Genomic DNA, 26,505 nt, shown 5'->3' on the forward strand with positions numbered 1-26,505 from the left:
TCGTAGTAGGTGATTCCGACGCTAGGCAGCGCACGCGGACAAGAGAAGTGGCGAGATTGCCAGGCTCCCACGGATTATCGCCAGGTACCGTGGCGTGATGCACACCGTGGCAGTGATCGCCCTCGACGGGGTCGTACCGTTCGATCTGGCCACGCCGATCGAGGTGTTCACCCGAACTCGTTCGGCTGATGGCCGCGCCCCCTACCGCGTCCAGATCTGCAGCGGCACATCGACAGTCGATGCGGGCACGTTCACCATGCAGGCGCCGTGGGGGCTCGAAGCGCTCGCCGAAGCGGACACGATCATCGTGCCCGGCATCGCCGATATCGACCCGCCGATTCCAGCGGAGGTGATCGACGCGCTGCGGGATGCGGCGGCACGCGGCACCCGGATCGCCTCGATCTGCTCGGGCGCCTTCGTCCTGGCCGCCGCCGGACTCCTCGACGGACTGCGCGCCACCACGCACTGGCTCGCGGCCGCGCAACTGGCGCAACGCTATCCGGCGATCGAGGTGGACCCGAACGTCCTCTACATCGACAACGGCCAACTACTCACCTCGGCGGGCGCCGCGGCCGGAATGGACCTGTGCCTGCACCTGATTCGCCGCGACCACGGCTCCGCGGTGGCCGCCGACGCTGCGCGCCTGTCGGTGATGCCGCTGGAACGTGAAGGCGGACAAGCACAATTCATCGTCAACGACCCACCGCCCGCACCGCGCGGTTCGATACTGGAGCCACTCCTGCTGTGGATGGCCGACAACGCCGCACAGGACCTCACCCTCGACGATCTCGCCGCCAAGGCGGGCATGAGCAGCCGCACCCTCAACCGCCGCTTCCGCGAGCACACCGGCACCACCCCCGTCCAATGGCTGCACCGCACCAGAGTCCGCAAGGCGCAGCACCTACTCGAATCCACCACCCACCCGGTCGATTTCATTGCCTCCCAAGTAGGTTTCGGTTCCCCCACCGCCTTCCGTGACCGTTTCAAACGCATAGTCGGCACCACCCCGCAGTCCTACCGAGTGGCTTTCCGCGCCACCGAAGCTACGTCCGACCCGGTGCCGTGATGCCGAGGCCGATGCGTCCGGCCGCCTTATCGGAGGTAGGGGTCGGCGGCGGCGAAGTCCAGGACAGATCGGCCGCCCAGGCCACCGATTGCTATCGGCTAGCGGCGTATCGCCGTACGGACGAGGTCGGCGACGGCTTTGGATCTGCTGTGTGATGGCCAGGCGATGACGGTCGTGACGGCCGGTGCGTCCGGCACGGGCACGATGGCGTACTCGTCGCGCAGCTGGGCTCGCAGCGATTCGGGCATGAGCGCGCAGGCCCGTCCGAGCGTGATCAGCTGGGTCAACTGGGTATGGTCGCGGACCCGCGGGCCGGGCCCGTCGGGATAACTGCCATCCCGTCGGGGCCAGCGTGGCAGTGGCAGGTCCGTCATGGCGTTGACCTCGGCCATCGACATGTGGGGTCGGTCGCCGAGGGGGTGGCCCGCGGGCAGGACCGCGACCTGTTGTTCGGTGTGCAGGTCCTCGGTGTCGAATCCGGCCGTCGAGTCGTAGGGGCGGTGGAGCAGAGCGACGTCGGCACGCCCGGTGCGCAGCAGGCCTTCCGATTCGCCTGGCCCGCACAGCATCACCTCGACCGCGACGGCACCCGGTTCGGCGGCGTAGGCGTCCAGCAGCTTCGACAACAGCTCTCTGGACGCTCCCGCCTTGGTGGCCAGCACCACGCCCGGCCGGTCGGCAGCGGCTCGGCGGGTGCGGCGCTCGGCGGCCTCGACCGCCTCGAGCACCGTCCGGGCCTCCCGCAGCAGCACCGACCCGGCCTCGGTCAAAGTGATTGCGCGAGTGGCGCGGTGCAGTAGAACGACTCCGAGGCGCCGTTCGAGCTGCTGGATCGCCCGCGACAGTGGTGGTTGCGCCATGGCGAGCCGTTGTGCCGCCCGCCCGAAGTGCAACTCCTCGGCGACGGCGACGAAATATCGCATCTCCCGCGTCTCCACCGGGTCATGGTATCCGGCGATGACCACGGCCGATACCCGTGCGGTATTGCCGCCGACCTGATCGGTCTTGGACGCCGCATCCGCGATCGCAGCAGGATCGGCGGTGTGAGTGAACAGACGATCGCGCTGGTGACCGGCGCGAACAAGGGAATCGGATACGAGATCGCCGCCGGTCTGGGCGCGCTCGGCTGGCGAATCGGTGTCGGCGCGCGTGATCGGCAACGCCGCGACACCGCGGTGGCGAAGCTGCGCGCGGCCGGGACCGACGCGTTCGGTGTGCCGCTCGATGTGACCGACGACGAAAGTGTGGCCGCGGCAGCCGAATTGATCGCCGACCAGGCCGGAGGTCTGGACGTCCTGGTCAACAACGCGGCAATCGTCGGCGATCATCCACAGACACCAACCACGGTAGATCCCGCGACCCTGCGCAACGTTGTGGAAACCAACGTGATCGGGGTCATCCGGGTCACCAACGCGATGCTGCCGATGCTGCGCGCCTCGGCCGCACCGCGCATCGTCAACATGTCCAGCAGCGTCGGTTCTCTCACTCTGCAGACCGCGCCCGGTCTGCCCAGTACCGAGGTCGGTTCTTTCGCCATCACCGCGTACATGGCATCGAAGACGTTTCTCAACGCCGTCACGATCCAATACGTCAAAGAGCTGAGCGACACCACTATCTTGATCAACAGCGGTTGCCCGGGTCTCACCGCCACCGACCTCAACGGCTTTCGCGGCGTCCGCACACCGCACCAGGGCGCGGCTATCGCGATTCGCCTCGCGACCCTGCCCGCCGACGGCCCGACCGGCGGATTCTTCGACGACGCGGGAACGGTGCCCTGGTGACGGGCACACCGGTGGCCACCATTCCCGTTCTCGAAGTCAGCCGCGCGTCGCGATCGAGCGGACCGACCTCAGCTGGTGCCGTCCTGCGCCGGATAGTCGATGACGACCACACCGCCGGTGGCGTAGTTGGCGACATCGGCGGCCGCCAGCTGGCCTTGCTGCGATGCCTGTGCCGCGGCCAGGGCGGCGGCGTCGGCAAAGTCGGCTTCGAAGACCGCGAAATACGGCGACTCTCCGTTGTTCGCCGCGACGTCGAAGCTGTAGCGCCACGCAAGCAAGCCGGGCATTTTCGTGGCCAGTGGCAGGTGATTGGCCACGTAGTAGTCGCGGAAGTGGTCAGGGTCGGCGGGCTTGGGATACAGGACTAGCAACCTGTGCATGACTGCCTCCCGGTGTGCGTGAGTGCGGTGTCCAGTTCCGCGGTCGGTGGAATCGTCATATCCGCAGGTTAGGGCTTGATGTGTGGTCGGGGGAAAGACCGGGACGGGATAGACTCAGAACGGATCGTTATCAATCGGCAGGGAGGGCATGTGGCGCCGGATACGGTGAGCCTGCGGTACTTTCTGGTGCTGGCGCAGGAGTTGAACTTCACCCGCGCGGCCGCACGGATCGGTATCGCGCAGCCCGCACTCAGTGCCCGGATGCGCCGATTGGAGGCGGAACTCGGTACGAGCCTGCTGGTTCGTAACACGCGGAGCGTCGAATTGACCACGGCCGGTGCGGCTTTGGCGGAGTCCGCGCCGCCAGCGCTGGCGGCGCTGGACCGGGCGTGGGACACCGCCCGGCGTGCGGGGGCCGGTGAACTGGGCACGCTCCGCATCGGATACAGCCTCAGCACCGGGGCCGAGACGGCTCCGGCACTGGTGGACGAGCTGATTCGCAGCAGTCCGGGACTCGAGGTCGGTGCGGTGCTGATGGCGACGCCGGAGATTTCTTCCGCGGTCGCCGACGGCCGCATCGATGCGGGGATCACCCGCGGTGCACAGCCGGGCCGTGGCGTGCGGCGGTTCCTGCTGCGGCGTCAGCGCGTCGGAGTCCAACTGGCACAACATCATCCGCTGGCCGAACACTCGGAGATCGCGGTCGCCGATGCGGCCGCGTATCCGCTGCGACTGCCCGACCGTGCGGCCAACCCCGTGATCCACGACCAGCTGTCCGCACTGTTCCGCGACATCCGGCCACGTCCGCGATTCCACACGCCCGCAGTCTCTTTCGATATATCTCAGCGCGACCTACGTGACGGGCTCACCCTCGCCCCGGCCGGTGAAGTCGCGATCACGACACAACCGGCCGGTCTCACATGGCGACCGCTGCAGGGCGCACCCACCCTGACGATTCACCTTGTCCTCCCGCGCGAGCAGTCACCACTACACCGCCGCATCCGTACCGTCGCCAAAACCCTTGCACACGAGCTGCGCTGGCTGCCGGACTGACGCGCGGCTCACCGAACCCGGGCGGGCCCGCACGGAGTCGTTACGTCACCCAGCGTTTCATCGCGCAACTCCCGATCGAGCGTAAAAGCGAACTTCGGCTCGGCTATGTCGAGCTCGCGTCCACCATGCTCAACTTGCACATGCCCGACAGAGACGTCGGCGACTGGCCGCCGTGGTCGAGCGTCGGTAGCGCGAGAAATCACCACGGCCGGTTCATCTTCGGCAGTGCCGCGCGGTGGCAGCGGCCGCGCATGAGGGCGACCCGGCTCTTCCGGGAGCGCCCGTTGGCGGTGATGGGCACCGGTGGCCGAGCGCCCTCGAAACCGCGCTGAGACGAGATCGGTGTTATTCGGCGTAGGGCTGGTCGGTTCCCTGGGCGCTGTAGCCGATGCTCCAGACGTAGCCGTCGGGGTCGGCGAAGGTGCCGCCGTATCCGCCCCAGGGCAGTGCGTCTGCGGGCTTGAGGATCGTTGCGCCCGCTTTTTCGGCTTCGGTCATGATCTCGTCGACTCGCGTCTCGCTGCGGACGACGTAGGTCAGTACCAGTCCGCTGAAGCCGCTGCCTTCCGGATCGGTGCCGACCTGTCCGGCCAGGCCCTCGCGGCCGTAGAAGCCGACCGGAGAGGCGCCGTCGGAGGCGAAGAACACCGAGATGCCGAAGTCGTTCTGGATCTTCCAGCCGAGTCCCTCGGTGTAGAACTGCTTGGCGCGCTCCATGTCTCGTACACCGAGCAGGATCGAGCTGACGTGCGCTTTCATGACTTTGACTCCTTGCGTTGTGGATGTAGCGATATTCGTACTGAACGGTCGGTATGTTGCGTGTTTCAGGCCGTAGCTTCCCACACGAACCCATCCGGGTCGGTGAACGGATCGATGCCGCTGTCCATCACGATGCGATGCGATCCGCTGCCCTCCGGGGACATTCCGGCATCCTTCGCTGCGGCTTTGCGCGGGTACATGGCCAGGGTGACCGGCGAACCCGGGTTGGCGAACTCGGCGTACTTGCCGCCGAAGCTCTTCGCGATCGTGAATCCGCGATCGGCATAGAACTGCTTGCTGGCCTTGACATCTACCACGCCGAGCAGCAGCACCAGGTTGTCGATCTCACGGGTGAACGGTCCGACATCCTTCTTGTTGGAGGTGTCGACCTTCCAGATCGTGCCATCCGGTGCCTGCAGGACCGCGCCGTATCCCCACAGGCTCTTCTTCGCCGGTTTGACGATGCTGAACCCGGCCGCGACAGCGGTGGTGACGAGGCTGTCGACGGTGGAGGGCTGCGAGACGACCAGCGACAGCAGGAATCCGCGGAATCCGGTCGACGGTGCCTGCGCGGCGCGGAACCCGATCCGGTCACCCAGCCCGAAGGCGGCGTCGTAGATCGCGGCGGCGGCGTCAGGGTCGGCCACTTCGAGTTCGATGGTGATATCGGTGCTGGTCTTCGTGGTGTTCGTCATGTCAACAACGATAGGAACGGGCCACTCCGATGCCATCCGTGCCGACCACGGAACCCACCACGGAGAACTCACTAGGTGCTGCACCGAACGAAGATGTGCGGCGCTGCGGCTAGTCGGCTGTGATCCGGGCGAGGATTGTTTCGTTGTCTTCGGCATAGAGTTCGCCGCCGACCCTCCAGCTCACGCTGTTGCCGATCGGTGGATGTCCTGGCTGGTCGGTAAATTGCGTTCCATGGAACTCGAGCTACCGCATCCCGATGTGCTGTGGACGCGGCTGGATGGCATGGCCGGGGACTACGCGAATCTCGCTACTGTGTACCGAGATTCGGCTCGTGTACGCGAACAAACCAACACGACGTCGGTGGCGAATCGCGATCGGTGGACCGTCGACGACGGTGCGGGCAACTGGTTCACCCTGATTCGCCTACCTGATGGCCTGGCCATGCTGTTCGGATGGGATGAGTCCAGCGATGTGCGGGCCCATAGCGACGACCCGTGGACGGGAACCCCGAGGTGGGTACAGACCGCGGACAAGACAGTCGACAATCCGCGGATCATCAACAAAGAGCTGGTGTCGTTCGTTCGCTGGTGGGACGGCCGGCGGTGGCAGCGAGTGCAGAAGGACCCAATGCCCGATGATGGACTGTATATGGCATTGCGCGAGCTGGCGGACCCGTGGTTCCCCGCCGATGAACCAGCAATGGACCATGCGGCCGCAGTCGCCGCCGCGCGTGGCTTCGAGCCATCCGAATCGCAGATGCAGTACCGCAAGCTCACGGATCCGGCCGCCGGATTGATCGATCCGGTGCAGACCTTCATCGAAATCGACAGCGACGGTTACGAATCCCGAAAGGTCGAGTACTTCCGCAGCGGTGGTGTCGGGTATGCCGGTGGTTTCACCGAAAGTGCGACAACGCAACTCTGCGACCAGGAACCCGCTGATCCCATCGAGCGGCTCGCCAATCGTACCGGCCTTGTGGCCGAGGAGATTTCGCCCGAGGAGTTCCAGGTCGCATGGCTCATCGCCTCCGGCGCCGAGTGACACGATTCGACGCGATGGACGCTGTGCTCGAAACTGCTCCTTACACAACCGAATGCATCGAATGCGGGTCGCTGATGGAAGCCACGGTCGTCGAGGTGCTCACTGGTGGAACCCACCGGTGGGATCTCGAAGGTGACTGTGGGCTGTGTGGTTGTCGCTGGAACGAATGTGGTTACGAAACACCGCTTGCCGGAATGCGTGCGGCGATCTTGGCCGCGAACGGGCCCACGACTTTGCAACTCGTCGGGGGCGACGTCACGCCCGCAGCAGTAATGCGCGCGCTTCGAACGGTTCGATCCTTGACGGTCGCGGAGGCGCGGGACCTGGCCGAGGTGCTCGGCGGACGGGGGTTGGAAGGGACCCGGGTCGAAATGGAGGTCTTGGCGGTTCCTCTTCGTGCAGTCGGAGCGTCCCTCCGTATCCGGTCCTCCGACACCATGTGAGCTACTCGGTCACCCGGCATGTGCGTGCCCTGCAAGACAAATAGTCCACTCGGGCATTCGAAACTCCGCCACATCGGCATTGGCAATCCCGGCATCGCTCAGAACGTCAAGAGCGCGGTCCGACACCACCAAGAACAGGTCACGGGTGACACCGAAGTCCGATTCACCCCGCCGCCCAACAGGTTTCATCCATCTCCAGGGCGGGAGTTCAGTGTCGATCAGCTCCTCACCTTCGGCGGAGACCGAGACAAGCACGCCGTCGAAGCGTACGCCGGTCAGACCCTCTCGCTCGATACGCTGCGAATGATCCTCGGTGACGAGGAAGTACCCACCAGCTACCCCGGGCTCGATGACATGAAATCGCACCGATGCATCCTAGATTTCATACGCAAGGGACCGTGCGCATCGAAGCACGCTCTTCGCCACTACAGAATGTCCTGCGCGGCAAACGATCTCGCGCTCAACTCGACCGATACGCGGCAGATCGGTGCGTTCGGTCGGCCGCGGCTCGGCCGCTTCTCTCAGCACGGTTAGCGGCATGGGCGTGCAACGCGAATATCGGTACCGCGTCGCTGTGTCGGTGCTACACAATGTCGTTCGTGACGATGTGGGATTACCAACCGAAAAATCTATCCTGGGCCGATGTCGACCCGGCGACCCACACCTTCGACGTCGTCGCGGCGACGGCGCTTGTCAGCTCTCTGCCGCCGCCCCACTATTCGAACCGCGAGCATTGGGTCGTTTCGGTCTCTCGGGCGTTGGGCGAACAGTTCGGCGTCTGGACCTATGGTTGGGCTTGGGGGCGTGACGAGTCGGACTTCGGCGGTGGGCCCGTCTCCGCGTGGTGTTGCGTGGATGATTCGGTAGGTGAGCCGCAGGAGACGGTCGAGCGGACGCTGCGAGCGCTCGTCGAGTGGCGGGCCTGGCTCGAACGGCTCGCCACGCGCTTCGACACGCTGACGCTGCCCGACGGTCCGGCGGAGAAAAGGATCTCGGCGTGGGAGCATGCGGTTCCCGCGCTGGTTAATGAGGTCGTCGCGCAGACCGATGCCGGTGACGCGTGGTATCAGCATGCGGAGCAGGTGCTGGGATGGTTTTTGCAGCGCGCGGGCGTCCCCGCCGATCGGGCCGCTGGGCTGATCGATGAGGCCATCGGCGGACGGTTCCAAAGTTGGATCAGCCCTGCGGAATCGGTCGTGGTGTCGGTTGCCGAAAGATTGGCCGCGGGGCTCGCTGATGCTGGAGCGTGATGATCTGCGGACCTGGCTTGCGATGCGAGCGGCGGTGCCCTGGACCGAGATCGGCGAGCTGGTCGTCTCGCCGGTGACTGGGCGCCGCGACGGTTTCATTTCCTATGTGGACGGCGCAGGCCGGGACTCGTTGCGCACAGCTCGGCTGCGGGTCGCGCTTGCTGCAGCGCGGGCAGATCCGGATCTGACTCTCGACCGGCTCGCGGACTGGCATCGAATTGCTATGGGCGCCAGCCACGCTCAGTCGTTCCGGACAGCCCCCGCTTTCGCCAAAGGCGGCCGGGAACGCTACGGCGTCGATGCGGGTACCGCCGCAGTGTTCGAGAACCACCTGCTCGAGGCCACCGACCCTGCGGTGGCGCTGGCGACTCGCGCGGCCCGCGTCTATTTGGATGTGTGCTTCTTTCACCCGTTTTCCGACGGAAACGCCCGCGCCGCGATGCTGGCGATCTACCACGTGCTCGCTCGCGGCGGGGTGATACTCGACCAGGCCGGGCCGCTTCTCGCGGTGAGCAGGCACGCCGACGACCACACCGTGGCACCAACGCTGGCGCGGCTTGTGGACATGTTGATCGACGCCACCCGGGCTCGCGCGTCCGCGTAGACCGACAGCAAACAAACAGGCGGCTGTATCCGGATATCCTGCGCCACAGTGCCCCCCGCTGCCGGACGCCCTGGGCTGGCCAACGGAGCCACGGGAAGTCCTCGCTGAGGACCGCGGGTCGATCAGGCGTTCCAGGCGATCGAATGGTTGTCGGTGGGGTCTGCCACCATGACCCATATGGCGGCAACCGATCCCCTGACCCCATTTCAGTGGCTCAACGCAGCCGAGAGCCAAGCGGACCCGCTGGGCGAGATCTCCAGCGTCGGCTTCTTCCGAAACCTGGAACCGTCGGAGGTGGTGCGCCGCTGCACCCCCGTGCCGAGAGCCTTCGCCTTGGCGGCGAAGGTCACCGGAGTGTCGTTCACGGCAGACATGCTGGACCGGCCCCTGCTCATCGGACCTATCGCCTACCGATGGTCACCTCCCGACCACACCACCGCTTGACCCGGTGCGCTTGCTGGTACGACCGGTGAAGTCGTAGAACGCATCTCGGTCCGCTCGACATCCACCTCAATGACCATCCGCGCTATGCGGCATGACAGTGCGTTCCCTTCTCAACCGGTCACCTGATCGTTAGGTGCCGCAAGCGCTCGTTCGATGAGGCTCTCAATCAAGGGCCTGCACAGGCTTTTTCGTGCGATATCAGTCCATAGCTAGCTAATTTCATGAACGATGCTGATGTGCAGGACAGGCTCATCGACCGATACGCTGCGGTGGCATGTGTGGCGATCGGCGCTATCTCGGGGGCTGGCGTATCGATGTTGATTCGTGCCCGCAGGTCCAACAGGAGCACCGATGAAAATGACTTGTCTCCTGCCCAGGCCGACCCATCGGCAGACGATCTTGACCGCGAGCAGATCGAGCAGTTGCACCGTGCCACATTAAGTGCGTCAGACTCCTGCTTCGAGCTGAAGAAACTCTGTGCAACGGTGCTGGTGCCAACAGGCACACTGATCGTTCTGCTCAACGATAAGAAGCTCGATGCGTCCGTCTTCGTCGCTGGACTGTTGGTGATCGCCGCCTTCTGGCTCGCAGACGCAGTCGGGTACTACTACCAGAGGAAGCTACGGGTTGCGATGAACTCCATCTGGGTTCGGCGCGCAGCTCGTTGCCCAGAAACCTACAACAACATCCCCTCCGTTTGCCCGGTTGGGCCACTACGCGCAGCGTTCAACTCGTCAATGCTGTACTACTTGATCCTGGCATTGCTAGTTGTCCTCGCCTTCAGCCTCTTTGAGGCAGGTTTGATCGTGTCGGCTCCGGGGATCCACACATGATCGTGTTCGTCAGCTACGCGCGCCGAGACAATGCACAGTCGGACCTACTGCGGATTAGCCAGCAGGTGTCGGAATTTGGTGCACCATACGTAGACGATCTCTACGAGCACGGCGAGACTCCCCGTGGCAGGATCGTTGTTGCAGCCCTACTAGCAGCAGGTTCCTTTGTCGCTGTCCTTACGCCCAACTATTTGCGAACCCCCTGGACGCGAAGCGAATTCGAGGTTGCGGCGTGGCGGGGGATTCCCATCCTCTACTTGGACCCGACAAGCAGCCAGCTTTGCACACGTGGACCGACTGGCGGCCACAAAGACATTCGTGCGACCAGTGGAGCCTGACTCGTTTTCGGAACTTGGCAGGTGTGGCGTTCGTCTCCGGCTTGCGGGTCCAGGACTTCGAGCCAGTGGGATGCACGCTCGTCGGCATTACCGAGCATTCCAATCGAGTGATCGATACTCTGCTTAACCCGGGCATGACCACCGCGCCCGCCGCGAAAACGATCTTCCTGATGCCTGTCACACGCGTCTCCTGACGACTGTGGCCATTATCAGGTGCTTTCCGCGCCGGAAGCTCGAAATCTAGCAGATCCGACGCCGCCACATCCGATCCGCCGCGGTGCCGCCGAACAGCCCGATCCGGCCGTCCTGGAACGATTTTCGAGACCGGCCTGCAAGAGGGGCGGGTGGTGAGATCGGCTGGCCATGGGCATCGGCGGCGGCCGAGGCCCATGGCTGGACGAGCGCTGTGCGGTGGTCGGCTACTCGAGTGGTCCGAAGAAGCCGATGATGCGCTGGATTCGGCCGTCGGGGGTGAATTCGACGAGGTCGAGGCCGTCGGTGGGTGGGGTGCCGTCGGTCGGTGCGGCGCGCCAGGCGAAGCGGGCCAGGTTGTGATGGGTGTCGATGGCGATGGCTGAGAGTCGTTGCAGTGCAGGCGTAGTGCTTCGTTGGTGATTTGGTGCCAGCGGCCAGGGCGGCGGGATCCGGTGGTTCGGCGGTGACGAAGTCGAGCTCAAAACGGTAGGAGAAATCGGTGTACCGCGGCAGTGAGTTGGCGTAGTTGTTCGCCGGCTTCGACCTTGATCGTGGTGGTTGCGGTCCAGGCAGTCTGCTGGCCGGATTGCCGGGTCAATATCCAGTCGAGTCGGATGCGCCGATGCACGTGCTGAGCGTCGATCCGAAGTTCATGGTCAAGGCTTTCCCAGCTTCGAATCCCGTCCCAGCCTGCGAAGTCGTTGACGAGTGAATCCAAGAAATGAGGCAGTGAACGGCCGCCGACCACATCTAGCAGTAGTCCGTTGACAGTGGCGGTCATCCCGTTCGCAGACAGTTCGGCACACATCGCGACGAACGCGTCGTCATGGGGCATGCCGTCGTTGTAGGGCATCGTGCGATGCCACAGACGTACACGACTGCCGAGGTCGCGATCGGATAGCTCGATCGCCTCGTTCCGCTCGATCATCTCCTCGTCGAATTCGCAGATCACCGAGTTGAGGGTAGTCGCGTACGGAATCGGATGATGGTGAGGGCGGACGCGGCTGGATAGCCCTCCGCTGTGCCGAGTCGTACCGATCGGCTCGATGAACCCCGACCCGCGATGACGGCAGAGGTGGTCGAATATTGGTGCTGGCTGGACGATTTCGATCAACACGAACCTCAGGTGCGTCCGTTCCTGTCGGTGACCGCCGTCAGAATGCTCGTACACAGGAAAGAGGTACAGGTTTCGTGAGCTACGACGTCTACGTCTCCTCCAGGAACGGCATCGATTCCATGGGGCGAGACAATGTGCGAGAGATCTTCCACCGCTACGGTTTCGACATCGGAGAGAACGACGAGATCGTATTCCCCGAACCACATGACTCGGAGCTGTACACCGAGATCAGCGGCGTGGGGAAGTGTAAGTTCCTGACGTTCGAGCGCCCTGCGAGCCCCGCGGTATGGAGGGTGATGTTCGACTTGTTGAACGAATGTGGCGCTGTCGCGTTCAACTCGGCTGACGATCACGCTGTCGCATCACCGGAGGCGGCAGTCGCTCTTCGCGCCGAGCTCGAGGCTCAGCTCGAGGGCGAGTGGACCGTGCGGGTTGTGAACAGCTCCAAGGAACTCCACGACGCCATCTGATTCGTGGTCGGATCGACCACCGATCGCCCCCGCCCGCAGTCGGACGCACCGCCGACCCGGGTCGCGTCGGCCGGTGCGGTCAGCGCGACCAGCGGCATTTGAGTGCGTGCTGGGTGTACTTCGGTGCGATGTTCTACCTAGCATTCGACGCGATGGACACTGTGCTCGAAACTGCCGATGTCGGGGGAGCCGAGGGGTGGGTGGATCTGCAGGACCGCGTTGCCCTGGTCTGCCAGCTTGTAGTGATCTGCGTCACGTGATGTCACGGGAATCGGGCACGGGGTGTCTTCAGGCTCGAACATCGAGCAAGGAGAACATCATGAACATCGCACTGTGGATCGTCACCGGGCTGCTGGCTGTCGTCGCGCTCGTCAGCGGCAATATCAAAATGTTCACGCCGAAGCCCGAACTGGCTCAGGCACCGGGCGGGCAGTGGACAGCCACTGCCGGTGCCGGGGTCGTCAAAACCCTTGGGGCTCTGGAGGTTCTGGCCGCTGCCGGATTGATTCTGCCTGCTGTGCTCGACATCGGGCCCACGATGGTCCCTGTCACTGCCGTGTGCTGGTCGATGTTGATGGTTGGGGCGATGATCGTCCACATCCGCGACGGGGAATACAAGGTGATCACGGCGAATGTCGTCTATCTGTTGATGGCGGCCTTCGTGGTGTGGGGCCGGTTCGTGCTCGAACCGTTCGCTGGCTGACCCGGTAGTGTTGCCGGGTATTTGCGGCAAGGCATGAGGAGCGGAATGAGCAGCGCGACGACCAACTCGGCGACCGACACGTTCGTCGCCTACCGCAATCTGCTGTTCACCGTCGCCTACGAGATGCTCGGCTCGGCTGCCGACGCCGAAGACGTACTGCAGGAGACCTGGGTGCGATGGGCGCAGGTCGACATGGAGCAGGTGCAGGATCATCGCGCCTACCTGGTCCGTATCACCACGCGACAGGCGCTGAACCGGCTACGAACCATGAAGCGCCGCAAGGAATCCTACGTCGGTCCCTGGCTTCCGGAACCACTGCTCACCGCACCTGATGTGGCCGAGGACGTCGAGCTTGCGGAGAGTATGTCGATGGCGCTGATGCTCGTGCTGGAGACGTTGTCGCCGACCGAGCGTGCGGTGTTCGTGCTTCGCGAAGTCTTCGACGTCGGCTACGAAGAGATCGCCGCCGCTGTCGACAAGACACCGGTGACGGTTCGCCAGATCGCCCGCCGCGCCCGTCAGCATGTCGAGGCCCGCCGCCCGCGCTCGGTCGTTTCCCCTGATCAGGCGCGAGCGGCTCTGGAATCGTTTCAGATGGCGCTGGAAACCGGTGACCCGCAAGGACTTCTGAACGTGCTCGCCCCGAATGTCGTGCTTCTCACCGACGGCGGCGGCATCAAGACCGCGGCACGGGTGCCGATCATCGGCATCGAGCGGGTGCTGCGGAACCTGCTGGTCGGCTTCGGCAAGATCAGTGCCACGCTCAGCACCGAACCCGCCGTTGTCAACGGCAACCCGGCCCTCGTCCTACGCTGGGACGGCGAAATCGGCATCATGACCTTCCGAATGGACGACACCCGCATCACCGGCCTCTATTTCGTCCGCAACCCGGAAAAGCTGACCCACATCGACTCGCCGACGGCACTCAGCGTGCGGTGAGTACCGGGCTCAACATCCTCAACTCGGCTATTCGAATTCCGCGTGTCAATCAGTGGCCGAGCGGGCGCGAGGACAGGCGGTGGGGGTTCACAATCGAGTTACTGAGCGTTCGGCCCAGACGTTGGGCGCTCCGAGTCACGAACAGCGCATGGGGGAGCTCGACACATGCCAGACTTGATCGTCTATGCCGGACTGGTCCTCAGCATCATCGGTGCGATCATGCTCTGGGTTGCCGTTAGGCTCCGTCGGCAGCGTTCGATGAGCCGACAGCAACGCGCGTCCCGGCTCGTCAAGGGTTTGCGAGCGAGCTCGACCCGGAAGTCCCGGTTCCCGCATGATCCAAATCGCATGGAGCACTGGGCAGGTCCCGAGTAGCCACCCGCCCTCCCGGGGACCGACGGGACGATGTATGACACGCATAGCGATCACCGGGCACCGAGGTCTGCCAGCGCGGACCACCGCACTGGTTGATGCGCAGTTACGCGCTGAGGTCGCGGTGCGCGCCGGTGGGGAGCTGATCGGCATGAGCTGCATTGCGGACGGACCCGACAGCCTGTTCGCACGAGCGGTGCTCGATCTCGGTGGTTGTTTGATCGTTGTCGTACCGGCGCGAAAGTATCGTGACAGCCTGCCCGCTGGGCACTACCCCGTGTATGACGAATTGCGCTCTGCCGCAATGGAGGTGATCGAAATCGATCGGGAAGAGTCCGACTCCGAAGCACATCAGGCGGGCAGCGTGCGCATGCTCGACGACGCCGACGAGTTGATAGCGGTGTGGGACGGAAAACCGGCGCGCGGATATGGTGGTACCGCTGACGTGGTGTCCGTCGCTCGTGAGCGCGGCATACCGGTAACGGTTGTATGGCCGGACGGCGCAAGGCGGGATTGAAATCGAACAGCGCGGCGATGGAAGCCGCGACGACCAGCGCCGGTCACGAGCCGGTTTCCTGATCATTCTGACATGCCGTTTCGAACCATATGTCCGGCACGCCGGTGGCGGCCTCGGCGGCGTTCAGAGCGTCCACGTCGGCCCGCAGTAGTTCGTGTCGGATGGCGCGGGCCACGAATTCGGATTGGTGGCTGGTTCCCGCATGTCGTTTCAGTGGGCCGACCAGGCTGTCAGGGATGGCGAACGTCATCTCCGTGCGCATACAGCCGATCGTATGGCTGGCATGCCTCCAGGTGTGCCGATCGGCCACGGACCGGCTACATGCGATCCGGGGTGGCGATGCCGAGTAGGCCGAGGCCGGTGGACAAGATGCGGGCGGTTAGGTCGGCGAGGGTTAGGCGGGTGGTGCGGGTTGGTTCTTCGGCTTTGAGGATGGGGCAGCGTTCGTAGAAGGCGGTGAATGTGGTGGACAGGGTGTAGAGGTAGTTCGCGAGGCGGTGGAATTCCAGGGTTTCGGCCACTGCGGTGACGACCTCGGGAAATTCCAGGAGTTCGATGGCGAGTGTTCGTTCGGCGGATTCGGTGAGGTGCAACGGGTTTCCGTTGCGGGGCGGGGTGATATCGCCGCGGCGGAAGATCGACTGGATGCGGGCGTGCGCGTATTGCAGATAGGGGGCGGTGTTGCCTTCGAACGCAAGCATTCGGTCGAAATCGAAGCGGTAGTCGCGGTTTCGGTCGGTGGCGAGGTCGGCGTATTTGACCGCGCCGATTCCGACGGCGTGTGCAATCCGCGCGCGGGTCGCCTCGTCGAGGTCCGGGTTCTTGGTCGCGATGGCCGCGGCGGCGCGTTCGACCGCCTCGTCGAGCAGCTCCGAGAGCTTGATGGTGCCGCCCGCGCGGGTGCGCAGCATCTTGCCGTCTGGGCCGAGTACCGACCCGAATCCGATGTGGGTGGCGCGTGCGGGTGCGCTGAGCCAGCCCGCCGCGCATGCGATGGCAAACACCATGGCGAAGTGCTGCTGTTGCGGCAGGCCGACGACATAGAGCAGCCGGGTTGCCTTCAGTGTGCCGACGCGATCGCGCACGGCGGCCAGATCGGTGGCGGCGTAGCCGTATCCGCCGTCGCGCTTGCGCACGATCAGCGGCAGCGGCGCGCCGTCGCGGCCGGTGAATCCCTCGGGGAAGACACATTCGGCGCCGTCGCTGGCGACGAGCAGGCCGAGCCGGTCGAGATCGGCGACCACCCGGTCGAGTTCGCTGTTGTAGCTGCTCTCACCGACGAAATCGGCTTCGATGAGCCGGGATTCGAGCCGTTCGTAGACCGTCATGAAGTATCGCTCGGATTCGGTGACGAGCAGCCGCCACAGCCGCAGCGTCGCTTCGTCACCGCTTTGCAGGAGCACCACCCGGCGGCGGGCGCGGTCCCTGAACTCCTCGGCGGCGTCGAACTTACGGCGCGCCGCGGTGTAGAAGCCGTTCAGGTCGCCGACCGACAGCTCGTCGGCGGCCTCGGCCTCGCCGATATCGAGCAGGTGCTCGATGAGCATGCCGAACGGTGTGCCCCAGTCGCCCAGGTGATTTCGCTTGATGACCCGGTGCCCGAGCCAGTCCAGGGTCCGCACGGCGGCGTCGCCGATGATGGTGCTGCGCAGGTGCCCGACGTGCATTTCCTTGGCGGCGTTGGTCGACGAGTAGTCGATCACCACCGTCTCCGGCTGATCTGTCCGCGGCACACCGAGCCTGGGATCGGCGGTGATCTCGCCGGCCATGCGGCCGAGTACGTCGGGCCGTAGGTTCATGTTGATGAAACCCGGGCCCGAGATCGCCGCGGCGCCGACGAGATCGTCGAGGTCGGCGGCCGCGATGACCCTCGTGGCGATCTCGCGTGGATTCGCGCCGATTCGCTTCGCCAGGCCTAGTGCCGCATTCGACTGGAAGTCGGCGCGCTGCGAGCGCTGGACGACCGGGTCGACGGGTGCGTCGGCCACGGTCTCGAATGCGTGCGAGAGCCGTTCGTGCAGTAGCTGGCTGAGGCTGGCCATGGGCATCGACGCTAGCCGAGGCCCATGGCGGGACGCGCGCTATTTTATGGTCGGTTCGAGTGGTCCGAAGAAGCCGATGATGCGCTGGATTCGGCCGTCGGGGGTGAATTCGACGAGGTCGAGGCCGTCGGTGGGTGGGGTGCCGTCGGTCGGTGCGGCGCGCCAGGCGAAGCGGGCCAGGTTGTGATGGGTGTCGATGGCGCTGGTGCGCAGGATCGCGTCGGTGGGGCGGCGGGTCAGGACGGCGTCGATGTGGGTGAGGAGTTCGTCGATGCCGACGGCGTGGAATGTCGGGTCGGTGTAAGTGGCGCCGTCGGCCCACACCTCGCTGAGTAACTTGCGGCGCTGGGCCGGATCGTGTTCGTTCCATGCCGCGCAGTAGGTGTCGATCACTTGCTCGGTGGCGGAGGCGAATTCAGTCATGGGGCTATTTTCGTCGAGCGGGGTCAGCCGCGGGTCAGCTTGGCGACGGTGTCGACGAGGCGGTCGATGTCCTCGTCGGTGTTGTAGCCGTGCGGCGAGATGCGCAGGCCGCCCGCGCGGGCGGAGACCGCGATGCCCTCGGACTGTAATTGCTTGGCCAGCAAGGGGATCGGCGGACCGTCGACCTGTACCGAGATAATGCCGGAGCGCCCTTCGGTGGAGCGGTCCGACAGGACGGTCGCGCCGAGTGCGGACAGGCCCGAACAGGCCAGATCGCAGAGGCGATCGACATGGGACCAGATCGCCGGAATGCCCGCCGCGAGTAGGAGATCGATCGAGGCGCCGAGTGCCGCGATACCGGTGACATTCGGCATGCCGCCCTCCAATCGCCGTGCGGTGTCGTCGAATACGAGCTCCAGGTTGTCCCAGTCCTCCCGGTGCGCCACCGAATTCCAGCCGGGCTCCAGCGGCCGCAGCAGATCCAGGCGCGCACCGCGGACGTACAGCACGCCGCTGCCCTCGGGACCGAGCAGCCATTTGTGCCCGTCGGCCATCGCGAAATCGACGCCCCAGCGCTCGAGTTCGGCGGGGAGCACGCCGAGTCCCTGGATCACGTCCGCGCACAGCAGCGCGCCGGCTTCGTCGCACGCCCGGCCGAGCGCCGCCAGGTCGACCCGCCAGCCGCGCCCGAACTGCACCCAGCTGGTCACCACCAGCTTCGGCGGCGGCCCGTCGTTGATCCGATCGATGAACGCCTCGACGGTGAGCTTCCCGCCGGGCCCCTCGGGCCGGACCCGGTCGACCAGCACCCCTCGATCGGCGAGCGCGAGCCAGGGGTAGAGCGTCGACGGGAACTCTAGATCGGGCACCACCACCCGGTCGCCCGCCGACCAGTCCAGTCCGTTGGCGATCATGCCGAGCCCGGTGGTGGTGTTCTTGACGAACGCGATATCGGTGGACGGCACGCCCATCAGCCGCGCGGCCGAGGTGCGTACCCGTTCGATCTCGGCACTGTGCGCCGCGTAGGTGAATTCGCCGTCCAGCGACACCTCGGTCGCCCGCCGGTGCATGGCGTTCACCGCGGGCTGCGGCAGTGGGCAGATTCCGGCGTGATTGAGGTAGGCCCACCGCTGTGCGGCCGGAAAGTATTCGCGGGCAAGGGGAGTCGTGGCGCCCATGGCATTCCCTCCAGATCAAGCGGACATTGTGTCCACTTCTAGCTGGCTGAAGACTACGCGTTCGGAGTGGCGCGCGCCACTGAATGGGTTTCGCGGCCTTGCGAGGGTGGTAATCGGAAAGGCGGTGCCGGCTGTTGCTGGACATGAGCTGTGATGAGGTGAGGTATGGGCGCGAGTCTGATGATCGTCGAGGACGGGGCCCGTGCCCGTCCCGATTTGCGGCTCGCGATGGCGGGGGAGGGGTATGAGATCGCGGAGGCGGGCGACGGGGAGGACGCGCTCGACCAGCTGCGGCTGAACGGGCCGCCGGATGTCGTCATGGTGGATCTGGTCCTCGGCGATATGGACGGGTTCAGCTGCATCCGCGAGATCCGCCGCGAGCACGATGTGCCGATCATGGTGGTGACCGACCGCAGCGACACCCACGACGTGGTGGCCGCGCTGGAGGCGGGCGCGGACGACTTCGTCGCCGAACCGTTCGAGATCAAGGAGGTCACCGCGCGGGTGCGGGCGCTGCGCAGGCGCGCCGAGCGGGCGCCGGGACGCGATCCGCGGCGGCAGGTGCTCGACGCCGATCCCGGGCGGGCGCTGGAGCTGGCGCGCGATCGGGGCACGGTGCGCCGCGGCGACGAGGACGTGCATCTGACCCTCACCGAATTCCGGTTGCTGTGTGAGCTGGCCGACGAGGCGGGCCGGGTGGTGAGCCGCGCCGCATTGCTCGACCGTGTCTGGGGTGGCGAGTTCTTCGGCGACGAGCGGATCGTCGACGTGCATGTGCGGCGGCTGCGCAAGAAGATCGAGCGCGATCCGTCGGAGCCGCGGATCGTGGTGACCGTGCGCGGTCTCGGCTACCGGCTCGACCTGCAACAGTAAGACGCTCTGCTACTCGAAGGTGCTCTGCCGGCGGCGGCACCGGCCCGCATTCCGTATGCCCTATTCCCTGACGGGCTCAAACATTTCGTGTCCATGAACACATCGCACCCCTGCTCGGCGCGCTGTTGTCACACGACTGTCATGCTTTCGACCGGATGATCTCAACGTTCATCGGCAAGCCTGGATCCGTCATGCAAAACGAAACAAGCACGACCATCACACCGGTGATCCGGCATCCCGTCGCTTCCGACGGCGCGGCCATGTGGCGAATAGCGCGGGATTCGCGGGTGCTCGATCTGAATTCCAGTTACTCATATTTGTTGTGGTGTCGCGATTTTCGCACCACATCCGTTGTCGCCGAGCTGGCCGGTTCGGTCGCCGGATTCGTCACCGGATACCTGCGGCCCGCGGCCCGCGACACCCTCTTCGTCTGGCAGGTGGCGGTCGATCATCGCTGCCGCGGGCGCGGCATCGGGGTGAACATGCTGGAGCGACTGGTGGACAGCCTTGCCGGACAGGGCATTTCGAAGCTGGAGACGACCGTCTCGCCGGACAACAAGGCATCGATCGCGATGTTCGAATCGCTGGCGCGCCGCCGCGGCGCGCGGATGTCAGGGCATCCGCTGTTCGAATCCACCGACTTTCCCGACCGGCACAGTGCCGAAGATCTCTATCGGATCATGCCGTTGAATCAACAGGAGGTTCGCCGATGACCACCACGGAGACCACTATTTTCGAAGCGCTCGAATCGAATGTGCGCGGATATTGCCGCGCGTGGCCGACCGTATTCGATACGGCCAGTGGTGCGCGCCTGCGTGATATCGATGGCAAGGAATATCTGGATTTCTTCGCCGGCGCCGGCGCGCTGAACTACGGCCACAACAACCCGGTCCTCAAAGAGGCGCTGCTGGAATACATCGCACGCGACGGCATCACGCACGGTCTCGATATGTCCACCGTCGCCAAGCGCGACCTGCTGCACGCCGTACAGGATCTGATCCTGGCGCCGCGCGGCCTGGACTACAAGGTGCAATTCCCCGGGCCGACCGGTGCGAACGCGGTGGAGGCCGCGCTGAAGCTGGCACGCAAGGTCACCGGACGCACCGATATCATCCACTTCACCAACGCTTTTCACGGTATGACGCTCGGCGCGCTCTCGGTCACCGGCAATGCCGCCAAGCGCGCGGGCGCCGGTGTGCCGCTGGTGCATGCGACGCCGATGCCCTATGACGGGTATTTCGATACCGGCGATACCGATATGGCCTGGATCGAGCGGGTGCTCGACGACACCTCCTCGGGTATCGACACCCCGGCCGCGGTGATCGTGGAAAGTGTGCAGGGTGAGGGCGGGGTGAACCTGGCTCGCCCGGAGTGGCTGCGCCATCTCGCCCAATTGTGCTCCGCCCGTGGCATTCTGCTCATCGTCGACGATGTGCAGATGGGCTGCGGCCGCACCGGGCCGTTCTTCTCCTTCGAGTCCGCGGGCATCGTGCCGGATATCGTCACGCTGTCGAAATCGATCGGTGGCTACGGCCTGCCGATGGCGCTGGTGCTGATGAAGCCCGAACTCGACCAGTGGGCGCCGGGTGAGCACAACGGCACCTTCCGCGGCAACAACCCGGCCTTCGTCACCGCGCGGACCGCGCTGGAGCACTACTGGGCCGACAACATGCTCGAGCTGTCCACGCTGCGCAAGGGTGCGCTGGTGCGCGAGGCGCTGCTGCGTATCGATGCCGAGGTCGACGGAATCTCCACGCGCGGACGCGGTTTGGTGCACGGTATCGCCTTCGACGACGCCTCGCTGGCGGGCAAGGTGTGCCAGTGGGCCTTCGAGAACGGCCTACTGCTGGAGACCTCGGGACCGTGCGACGAAGTGGTGAAACTGCTTCCACCGCTGACGATTACCGACGCCGAGCTCATCGAGGGGCTCGACATCCTGACCGCCGCGGTGACCGCCGTCGGAACGGGGGAGTGACATGATCGTGCGCAGCACCGACGAGATCACCGGCACCGAGCGCGATGTCGCCGGCGCCGGCTGGCGAAGCAAGCGCATTGTGCTCGGCGGCGACGGCGTCGGATTCTCCTTCCACGAGACCACGATCGACGCGGGCACCGTGCACGAATTCCACTATCGCCACCACGTGGAGGCGGTGTGGCTGGTGGAAGGCGAAGGGACGCTGACCGATCTCGACAACGGCACCGGCTACGAATTGCGGCCCGGTTCGATGTATCTGCTCGACGGGCATGAACGGCATCGCCTGGAGGTCAGGGCGCGGATGCGCATGATGTGCGTGTTCAACCCGCCGGTCACCGGGCAGGAGGTACACGACGAACACGGGGTCTACCCGCTGGTCGCCGTCGGTAGCTAGGAAGGAGCAAAGCTGAATGTCCGCGCGTGACAAGGTATTCGCCGATGTCGATGAGGTGGTCGGCGACCGATACCCGACGCGCACCGCCGATCGGGCCGCCGCTGTCGAGCGGCCCGATCCCGCGGTGTGGGGCACGGTGGAATCCCCGGCGCTGGCCGGCTTCGACGCCGACGGTTTCGCGATACTCGACGGCCTGCTGAGCCCGGCCGAGGTCGACCGGGTATCCGCCGAAATCGACCGGCTCGCCCGCGATCCCGCGCTGCGCGGGGACGATCGGGTGATCACCGAGAAGTCCGCCGACGAGGTGCGCTCGATCTTCGAGGTGCACCGGCTCAGCCCGCTGATCGCCGATCTGGTGCGCAGGCCCGGAATCGTCGGTCTGGCAAGGCAGGTGCTCGGCTCGGAGGTGTACATCCATCAGAGCCGGGTCAACTACATGCCTGGTTTCCGCGGCACCGGTTTCTACTGGCACTCCGATTTCGAGACCTGGCACGCCGAGGACGGTATGCCCGCACCGCGGGCGGTGAGCCTGTCGATCGCGTTGAGCGACAACCACCCCTATAACGGCAGCCTCATGGTGATCCCGGGGTCGCACCGCACCTTCATCCCGTGCCAGGGCCACACTCCGGCCGAACACTATCGGGAATCGTTGCGCGAGCAGCAGGCCGGTGTGCCAGCGCCCGCCGACATCGCCGACCTCGCGCACCGGCACGGCATCGCCCAATTCACCGGAAATGCCGGTGCGGCACTGCTGTTCGACTCGAACATCATGCACGGCTCGTCGAACAACATCACCCCGTTCCCGCGCTCGAACCTGTTCCTGGTGTTCAACAGCGTCGAGAACACCCTCGTCGAACCGTTCGCGGCCGCGGCGCCCCGCCCCGCCTACATCGCAGGCCGGGACTTCGCGCCCGTGCGCTGACGGTGACGGCGGACGACCCGGGTAGTTCCGGCGGCGCCCGGCGTTACGCAGGGATGCCAATGGCGTCGCCGCGTTTCGACCCGGCGCCACCGGCGCCGGATTTACTCTGAAAAGCGTTGAGAATACTGGCAACAACCTCTTCGGGGTGCATCATGCCGCATGAAATCCAAGGCAAGCCAACCAATGTCGTCGCCCTTTATCCGCAGGCCGATACCAAACCTTTACCGGCCAATGCGCAAATCGATTACGTGGCACGGGTATTCGTTCGCTCGACGAAAGGCGAATGGACGAATCTTCGCATACTGGACGGTACTTCGGCCAAGATCGAAGGGTGGGTGAAGTCGGCGAGCGTCGATGTCGCCGGGCTGAAGACGGTTGCCAGCGACACGGAATTGAAGCAGCTGTTCGAGGTCATGCGCACGCTCACCTTCGTGGCGCCGAGCAAGGCCGTGCTGCCGATCCCGTTCCGCTATCCGAAGGACGGTTGCTACGCCCGCGCGGAGATCATGGCGAAAACTCTGCTCGACCGCGGTTACACGGTCGACAAGGAATTCGCCATCGGCAAAGGCGGATTGACGGTGCGCACCGCGCACGGCGGCGACTCCGCCGACTGGGGCGAGGCACTGCGCGTCGACTGGTGGTATCACGTCGCGCCCGTGGTGTACGCGGCCGATGCCAAACCGCCGACGCCGTACATCCTCGACCCCTCGGTGGCCGACAAGCCGCTGTCGATCGAGCAGTGGCTGGCCACGATGTCCGACGAGGATTTCCCGGGGGAGGTCAAGTACGACAAACTCAGGTCGGATCTGAGGACTTCGGGGGCCTACCCGACCGACCGGACCGTCATGGTGCGTGCCGGCGCGAGCGTCTACGCGCCGCCCAGCGCGACGGACCCGACCGCCAGCGTGCTGTCCGGCACCCAGGATCCCGCCACGAAACTGGCGGAGGTGGCCTCGCTGGTTCCGGCGCACGATGTCGTCGCACTGCTGGATTCGTTCTTCCGCAAGGCTTTCGCGGCGATCGGGGCCGACGGTGGGAAGATGCGCGATGCCAACGTGCCGTACGGGGATTACGGCAAGGATCTCAGCCTGGTGAAGGGCAAAGTGGGGCTGCTCGACAAGGCGTTGCGGCAGTACATCGTCGGGTCGTTCCCCAAGTTCCTCAAGGACTGGAAGGCGACTTTCCGTGACACCGGCATCGAGGGGACCACGAATCAGGTCTTCGATGGGTTGACGGCGACCTGATCCGCGCGAAAGGTCTTGCCCGGCCTCGTGTTCATGATGGGCACGAGGCCGGCGGATCGATATGACGTTTGCTCCGGTAACGATCCGCGAACCGGATCCGATGTCCAGTTCGCCTCCCGGTCGCACGGGAGCGGGGATGCGGTACGGACGTCGGAGCGTCCGGATGGATGTCATATCGATTTCGAGGGAGGACCTTCATGAAGGCGAAGTCACTGGCTGTCGCCGCGCTGGCGGCGGGCATCGCGCTCGCCACGGGCGGGTGCGGCACAACGTCATCCGATCAGGGCGGAGTCAAAACCACGGTCGCGGCGCCCGCTTCGTCGCAGCCGGGTTCGCAGCCGGGTTCGTCGACGGATCAGGGCGATACGCCTGGCCAGCCGACCACCAAGGCGAAACCGACCGCCGGACAGCAGGATACGGCGCAGGCCGGGAGTGGGCACGGTCTGTGCTTCGACGTGAACTCGGAGCTCGCGAAGTCCGCGATCAACCGGTTGACCCCGCCCGCGGGCGGTGCGTGGCGGCTCGACGAGGCGGGCGAGGATCCGATCTCCGCGGGCTGCGACGGTGTGCTGTCGTGGATGAGCGTGGAATCGGGCAACAATCACCCGTATGTCCACGTGCTGTTCTTCACCGGCGGCAAGTATCTCGGCACCGCGACCGCCAAACCCTATGGCTACACCAAGGTGACCGGTAAGACGCGCAATACCGTTTCGGTGCAGTACAAGTGGTTGAAGCCCAAGGATGCGCTGTGCTGTCCCGAAGGCGGACCCAGCGTGGTGACCTTCACCCTGAAGGGCACCACCGTTCAAGCGAACGGGCAGTTCCCGCCGGACAACTGAGGGCGGGATGCGGGTACGGACGGTCGGCTGCCGGTTGCGGTCAGCCGGTCGCCCGGGGCGGAAGTACAACTCCGGTGGTCGAAAATCGGGCTAATCGTGTACTCATCGGACGAATCGTTTACGCTTTAGAGCGTTGTGAAACTCTCTCTGACAGTCGTGCACCTGGTCGCCAGACTGCATGTGGATCTCGGTCGGCTGGCCGCGCAGCTGTGTCGTTGACACACGCGCACCCTTCTTTCGACAGATCCACCGATTGCCTTGGAGTTGTTCCATGTCCGCACCCACCTCGCGTAGCCGTGCCCTCAATCCGGCGCGCTGGTCATTCGGCATCCAGATCCTGCTAGGCCTGGCGGTAGGCATCGCCGCGGGCTTCCTCGCGCGCACCACCGGCGCCGCGTGGCTCACCAGCACGCTGACCCAGGTCGGCGGCATCTTCGTGCAGCTGCTGAAACTCGCGGTGCCGCCGCTGGTGTTCACCGCGGTACTGGTGAGCGTGGCCAGCCTCGGCCAGGTCACCAATGCGGCGCGACTGGCCGGTCGCACGCTGCTGTGGTTCATGGGCACCTCGCTGATCGCGGTCGCGGTCGGCATCGCGCTCGGGCTGGTCACCAATCCGGGGCGCGGCGTCGACCTGACGCTGGACGGTGCGAAAACGCCGGAGGACCACGGCGGTTGGACCGACTTCCTCACCGGCATCATCCCGAAGAACGTGGTCGGCGCCTTCACCAACGGCAATGTGCTGCAACTGGTCTTCCTCGGCGCGGTGCTCGGCGTGGCGGCGCTGAAGCTCGGTGATGCCGCCAAACCCTTTGTCACGCTGGCCGAGTCGGTGCTGCAGCTGGTGCAGAAGGCGCTGTGGTGGGTGATCCGGCTCGCGCCGATCGGCACCGCCGGGCTGATCGGTAAGGCGATTGCCAGCTACGGCTGGAATCTGCTGCAGCCGTTGGCGACCTTCGCGATCGCGGTGTACGCGGGCTGCCTCATCGTGCTCGTCGTGGTGTACCCGATCCTGCTGCGCACGGTCGGCGGGGTGAACCCGATCCGCTTCTACGCCAAGGCATGGCCCGCGATCGAGCTCGCGTTCGTCTCCCGCTCCTCGATCGGCACGATGCCGCTGACCCAGCGGATGGTCACCGAACGGCTCGGTGTCCCAGGCGAATACGCCTCGTTCGCCGTACCCTTCGGCGCCACCACGAAAATGGACGGTTGCGCGGCGGTCTACCCGGCGCTGGCCGGCATCTTCGTCGCCCAGCTCACCGGAACCCACCTGGGCATCCGCGATTACATCCTGATCGCCTTCGTCTCCGTGGTCGGCTCCGCCGCCACCGCGGGCCTCACCGGCGCCATCGTCATGCTGACCCTCACCCTCTCCACCCTCGGCCTCCCCCTGGCCGGCGCGGGCCTCCTCCTCGCCATCGACCCCATCCTCGACATGATCCGCACCGCCACCAACGTCGCAGGCCAAATGGTCGTCCCGGTCCTGGTTTCCCGCCGCGAAGGCATCCTCGACCAAGAAGCCTTCGACCAGCCCGCCGCACCCCTGACCACCGCCACCCCCATCCCGGACCCGGTCCCCGTAGCCGCATAACAACATTCGTCGAGGCAGCCTCGCGC

The 26,505-nt window shown here is 65.3% G+C and carries 34 protein-coding genes; 23 read left to right on the forward strand and 11 right to left on the reverse strand.

Annotated features, from left to right (window positions below):
- Nucleotides 1–97: 97 nt before the first annotated feature.
- The gene (locus ACIG5A_RS09065; RefSeq protein ID WP_397239525.1) at nt 98–1,066 is read left to right on the forward strand and encodes a GlxA family transcriptional regulator; all 969 of its coding nucleotides are present in this window, start codon (nt 98–100) and stop codon (nt 1,064–1,066) included.
- 98 nt (nt 1,067–1,164) lie between these two features.
- Here the strand turns inward: ACIG5A_RS09065 and ACIG5A_RS09070 are convergent, their stop codons facing one another.
- Nucleotides 1,165–2,004, reverse strand: a complete 840-nt coding sequence (locus tag ACIG5A_RS09070) for a LysR family transcriptional regulator (protein ID WP_397239527.1) — start codon at nt 2,002–2,004, stop codon at nt 1,165–1,167.
- Between the two features lie 105 nt (nt 2,005–2,109).
- On the opposite strand from ACIG5A_RS09070, the gene ACIG5A_RS09075 reads away from it, so the two are divergent.
- Nucleotides 2,110–2,847, forward strand: coding sequence for an SDR family oxidoreductase (locus ACIG5A_RS09075; RefSeq protein ID WP_397239529.1), 738 nt, complete (start codon nt 2,110–2,112; stop codon nt 2,845–2,847).
- A gap of 68 nt (nt 2,848–2,915) precedes the next feature.
- On the opposite strand, the gene ACIG5A_RS09080 is transcribed toward ACIG5A_RS09075, so the two are convergent.
- Entirely contained in the window at nt 2,916–3,227 is a 312-nt protein-coding gene (locus tag ACIG5A_RS09080; RefSeq protein ID WP_397239531.1) for an EthD family reductase, read from the reverse strand.
- A 150-nt stretch (nt 3,228–3,377) separates the two neighbouring features.
- On the opposite strand from ACIG5A_RS09080, the gene ACIG5A_RS09085 reads away from it, so the two are divergent.
- A complete protein-coding gene (locus tag ACIG5A_RS09085) occupies nt 3,378–4,280 on the forward strand; it encodes a LysR substrate-binding domain-containing protein (protein WP_397239533.1) in 903 nt (300 codons plus the stop codon).
- Between the two features lie 345 nt (nt 4,281–4,625).
- Here ACIG5A_RS09085 and ACIG5A_RS09090 read toward each other — a convergent pair whose 3' ends face one another.
- Complete coding sequence (locus tag ACIG5A_RS09090; protein WP_397239535.1) at nt 4,626–5,039, reverse strand: VOC family protein; 414 nt, start codon at nt 5,037–5,039, stop codon at nt 4,626–4,628.
- A 65-nt stretch (nt 5,040–5,104) separates the two neighbouring features.
- A complete protein-coding gene (locus tag ACIG5A_RS09095; RefSeq protein WP_397239537.1) occupies nt 5,105–5,734 on the reverse strand; it encodes a glyoxalase in 630 nt (209 codons plus the stop codon).
- Between the two features lie 232 nt (nt 5,735–5,966).
- Here ACIG5A_RS09095 and ACIG5A_RS09100 point away from each other — a divergent pair, with 232 nt between their 5' ends.
- The gene (locus ACIG5A_RS09100) at nt 5,967–6,776 is read left to right on the forward strand and encodes a DUF6881 domain-containing protein (RefSeq protein WP_397239539.1); all 810 of its coding nucleotides are present in this window, start codon (nt 5,967–5,969) and stop codon (nt 6,774–6,776) included.
- A gap of 14 nt (nt 6,777–6,790) precedes the next feature.
- Nucleotides 6,791–7,219 (forward strand): hypothetical protein, encoded by a 429-nt coding sequence (locus tag ACIG5A_RS09105; RefSeq protein ID WP_397239541.1) that lies wholly within the window; start codon nt 6,791–6,793, stop codon nt 7,217–7,219.
- Between the two features lie 9 nt (nt 7,220–7,228).
- Here ACIG5A_RS09105 and ACIG5A_RS09110 read toward each other — a convergent pair whose 3' ends face one another.
- Nucleotides 7,229–7,585 carry a hypothetical protein gene (locus tag ACIG5A_RS09110; protein WP_397239543.1) on the reverse strand — a complete coding sequence of 119 codons (357 nt, stop codon included), beginning with the start codon at nt 7,583–7,585 and terminating at the stop codon, nt 7,229–7,231.
- A 233-nt stretch (nt 7,586–7,818) separates the two neighbouring features.
- Between ACIG5A_RS09110 and ACIG5A_RS09115 the strand changes: the two genes are divergently transcribed.
- The 6 genes from ACIG5A_RS09115 (at nt 7,819) to ACIG5A_RS09140 (ending at nt 10,882) form a co-directional block, all read left to right on the forward strand.
- Nucleotides 7,819–8,469, forward strand: a complete 651-nt coding sequence (locus tag ACIG5A_RS09115; protein WP_397239545.1) for a hypothetical protein — start codon at nt 7,819–7,821, stop codon at nt 8,467–8,469.
- On the forward strand, nt 8,456–9,073 hold the full coding sequence (locus ACIG5A_RS09120; RefSeq protein WP_397239547.1) for a Fic family protein: 618 nt from the start codon (nt 8,456–8,458) through the stop codon (nt 9,071–9,073). Before ACIG5A_RS09115 ends, ACIG5A_RS09120 begins: the two co-directional genes overlap by 14 nt.
- Nucleotides 9,074–9,250: 177 nt before the next feature.
- Nucleotides 9,251–9,517, forward strand: coding sequence for a hypothetical protein (locus tag ACIG5A_RS09125; protein WP_397239549.1), 267 nt, complete (start codon nt 9,251–9,253; stop codon nt 9,515–9,517).
- Between the two features lie 221 nt (nt 9,518–9,738).
- A complete protein-coding gene (locus ACIG5A_RS09130) occupies nt 9,739–10,350 on the forward strand; it encodes a hypothetical protein (protein ID WP_397239551.1) in 612 nt (203 codons plus the stop codon).
- Nucleotides 10,347–10,688, forward strand: coding sequence for a TIR domain-containing protein (locus tag ACIG5A_RS09135; protein ID WP_397239553.1), 342 nt, complete (start codon nt 10,347–10,349; stop codon nt 10,686–10,688). Before ACIG5A_RS09130 ends, ACIG5A_RS09135 begins: the two co-directional genes overlap by 4 nt.
- Before the next feature lie 23 nt (nt 10,689–10,711).
- Nucleotides 10,712–10,882, forward strand: a complete 171-nt coding sequence (locus ACIG5A_RS09140) for a hypothetical protein (protein ID WP_397239555.1) — start codon at nt 10,712–10,714, stop codon at nt 10,880–10,882.
- A gap of 225 nt (nt 10,883–11,107) precedes the next feature.
- Here the strand turns inward: ACIG5A_RS09140 and ACIG5A_RS09145 are convergent, their stop codons facing one another.
- Both ACIG5A_RS09145 and ACIG5A_RS09150 read right to left on the reverse strand, forming a co-directional pair.
- Nucleotides 11,108–11,365, reverse strand: a complete 258-nt coding sequence (locus ACIG5A_RS09145; RefSeq protein ID WP_397239557.1) for a hypothetical protein — start codon at nt 11,363–11,365, stop codon at nt 11,108–11,110.
- The gene (locus ACIG5A_RS09150; RefSeq protein ID WP_397239559.1) at nt 11,362–11,835 is read right to left on the reverse strand and encodes a DUF6228 family protein; all 474 of its coding nucleotides are present in this window, start codon (nt 11,833–11,835) and stop codon (nt 11,362–11,364) included. Before ACIG5A_RS09150 ends, ACIG5A_RS09145 begins: the two co-directional genes overlap by 4 nt.
- A 239-nt stretch (nt 11,836–12,074) precedes the next feature.
- On the opposite strand from ACIG5A_RS09150, the gene ACIG5A_RS09155 reads away from it, so the two are divergent.
- The 4 genes from ACIG5A_RS09155 to ACIG5A_RS09170 all read left to right on the forward strand — a co-directional run bounded on the left by ACIG5A_RS09155 (nt 12,075) and on the right by ACIG5A_RS09170 (nt 15,001).
- Complete coding sequence (locus ACIG5A_RS09155; protein WP_397239561.1) at nt 12,075–12,470, forward strand: hypothetical protein; 396 nt, start codon at nt 12,075–12,077, stop codon at nt 12,468–12,470.
- A gap of 319 nt (nt 12,471–12,789) precedes the next feature.
- Complete coding sequence (locus ACIG5A_RS09160) at nt 12,790–13,173, forward strand: DoxX family protein (protein ID WP_397239563.1); 384 nt, start codon at nt 12,790–12,792, stop codon at nt 13,171–13,173.
- Nucleotides 13,174–13,218: 45 nt separating this feature from the next.
- Nucleotides 13,219–14,112: an RNA polymerase sigma-70 factor gene (locus tag ACIG5A_RS09165; protein ID WP_397239565.1), complete on the forward strand. Its 894-nt coding sequence runs from the start codon at nt 13,219–13,221 to the stop codon at nt 14,110–14,112.
- Nucleotides 14,113–14,608: 496 nt separating this feature from the next.
- The gene (locus tag ACIG5A_RS09170) at nt 14,609–15,001 is read left to right on the forward strand and encodes a hypothetical protein (RefSeq protein ID WP_397239567.1); all 393 of its coding nucleotides are present in this window, start codon (nt 14,609–14,611) and stop codon (nt 14,999–15,001) included.
- 43 nt (nt 15,002–15,044) lie between these two features.
- Here the strand turns inward: ACIG5A_RS09170 and ACIG5A_RS09175 are convergent, their stop codons facing one another.
- Genes ACIG5A_RS09175 through ACIG5A_RS09190 form a run of 4 tightly spaced genes read right to left on the reverse strand, consistent with a single transcriptional unit; the run spans nt 15,045 to nt 18,644 of the window.
- Nucleotides 15,045–15,263: a hypothetical protein gene (locus tag ACIG5A_RS09175; protein WP_397239569.1), complete on the reverse strand. Its 219-nt coding sequence runs from the start codon at nt 15,261–15,263 to the stop codon at nt 15,045–15,047.
- A 55-nt stretch (nt 15,264–15,318) separates the two neighbouring features.
- Nucleotides 15,319–17,043, reverse strand: coding sequence for an arginine--tRNA ligase (gene argS, locus ACIG5A_RS09180; RefSeq protein WP_397239571.1), 1,725 nt, complete (start codon nt 17,041–17,043; stop codon nt 15,319–15,321).
- A 39-nt stretch (nt 17,044–17,082) separates the two neighbouring features.
- Entirely contained in the window at nt 17,083–17,466 is a 384-nt protein-coding gene (locus ACIG5A_RS09185; RefSeq protein ID WP_397239573.1) for a nuclear transport factor 2 family protein, read from the reverse strand.
- 23 nt (nt 17,467–17,489) lie between these two features.
- Entirely contained in the window at nt 17,490–18,644 is a 1,155-nt protein-coding gene (locus ACIG5A_RS09190; RefSeq protein WP_397239575.1) for an aminotransferase class V-fold PLP-dependent enzyme, read from the reverse strand.
- A 165-nt stretch (nt 18,645–18,809) separates the two neighbouring features.
- On the opposite strand from ACIG5A_RS09190, the gene ACIG5A_RS09195 reads away from it, so the two are divergent.
- The 8 genes from ACIG5A_RS09195 to ACIG5A_RS09230 all read left to right on the forward strand — a co-directional run bounded on the left by ACIG5A_RS09195 (nt 18,810) and on the right by ACIG5A_RS09230 (nt 26,479).
- On the forward strand, nt 18,810–19,517 hold the full coding sequence (locus tag ACIG5A_RS09195; RefSeq protein WP_397239577.1) for a winged helix-turn-helix domain-containing protein: 708 nt from the start codon (nt 18,810–18,812) through the stop codon (nt 19,515–19,517).
- 191 nt (nt 19,518–19,708) lie between these two features.
- Nucleotides 19,709–20,230 carry a diaminobutyrate acetyltransferase gene (gene ectA, locus ACIG5A_RS09200; RefSeq protein WP_397239579.1) on the forward strand — a complete coding sequence of 174 codons (522 nt, stop codon included), beginning with the start codon at nt 19,709–19,711 and terminating at the stop codon, nt 20,228–20,230.
- Nucleotides 20,227–21,492, forward strand: coding sequence for a diaminobutyrate--2-oxoglutarate transaminase (gene ectB / locus ACIG5A_RS09205; protein ID WP_397239581.1), 1,266 nt, complete (start codon nt 20,227–20,229; stop codon nt 21,490–21,492). Before ectA ends, ectB begins: the two co-directional genes overlap by 4 nt.
- 1 nt (nt 21,493) lies before the next feature.
- On the forward strand, nt 21,494–21,886 hold the full coding sequence (locus ACIG5A_RS09210) for an ectoine synthase (RefSeq protein ID WP_397239583.1): 393 nt from the start codon (nt 21,494–21,496) through the stop codon (nt 21,884–21,886).
- 16 nt (nt 21,887–21,902) lie between these two features.
- Complete coding sequence (thpD, locus tag ACIG5A_RS09215) at nt 21,903–22,808, forward strand: ectoine hydroxylase (RefSeq protein WP_397239585.1); 906 nt, start codon at nt 21,903–21,905, stop codon at nt 22,806–22,808.
- Nucleotides 22,809–22,960: 152 nt separating this feature from the next.
- Nucleotides 22,961–24,052, forward strand: coding sequence for a protein-glutamine glutaminase family protein (locus ACIG5A_RS09220; RefSeq protein WP_397239587.1), 1,092 nt, complete (start codon nt 22,961–22,963; stop codon nt 24,050–24,052).
- A gap of 197 nt (nt 24,053–24,249) precedes the next feature.
- Entirely contained in the window at nt 24,250–24,891 is a 642-nt protein-coding gene (locus ACIG5A_RS09225) for an LppP/LprE family lipoprotein (protein ID WP_397239589.1), read from the forward strand.
- Between the two features lie 271 nt (nt 24,892–25,162).
- Nucleotides 25,163–26,479 carry a dicarboxylate/amino acid:cation symporter gene (locus ACIG5A_RS09230; protein WP_397239591.1) on the forward strand — a complete coding sequence of 439 codons (1,317 nt, stop codon included), beginning with the start codon at nt 25,163–25,165 and terminating at the stop codon, nt 26,477–26,479.
- Nucleotides 26,480–26,505: the final 26 nt, after the last annotated feature.

The organism is Nocardia sp. NPDC052566, assembly GCF_044547285.1.
Lineage (GTDB): Bacteria > Actinomycetota > Actinomycetes > Mycobacteriales > Mycobacteriaceae > Nocardia.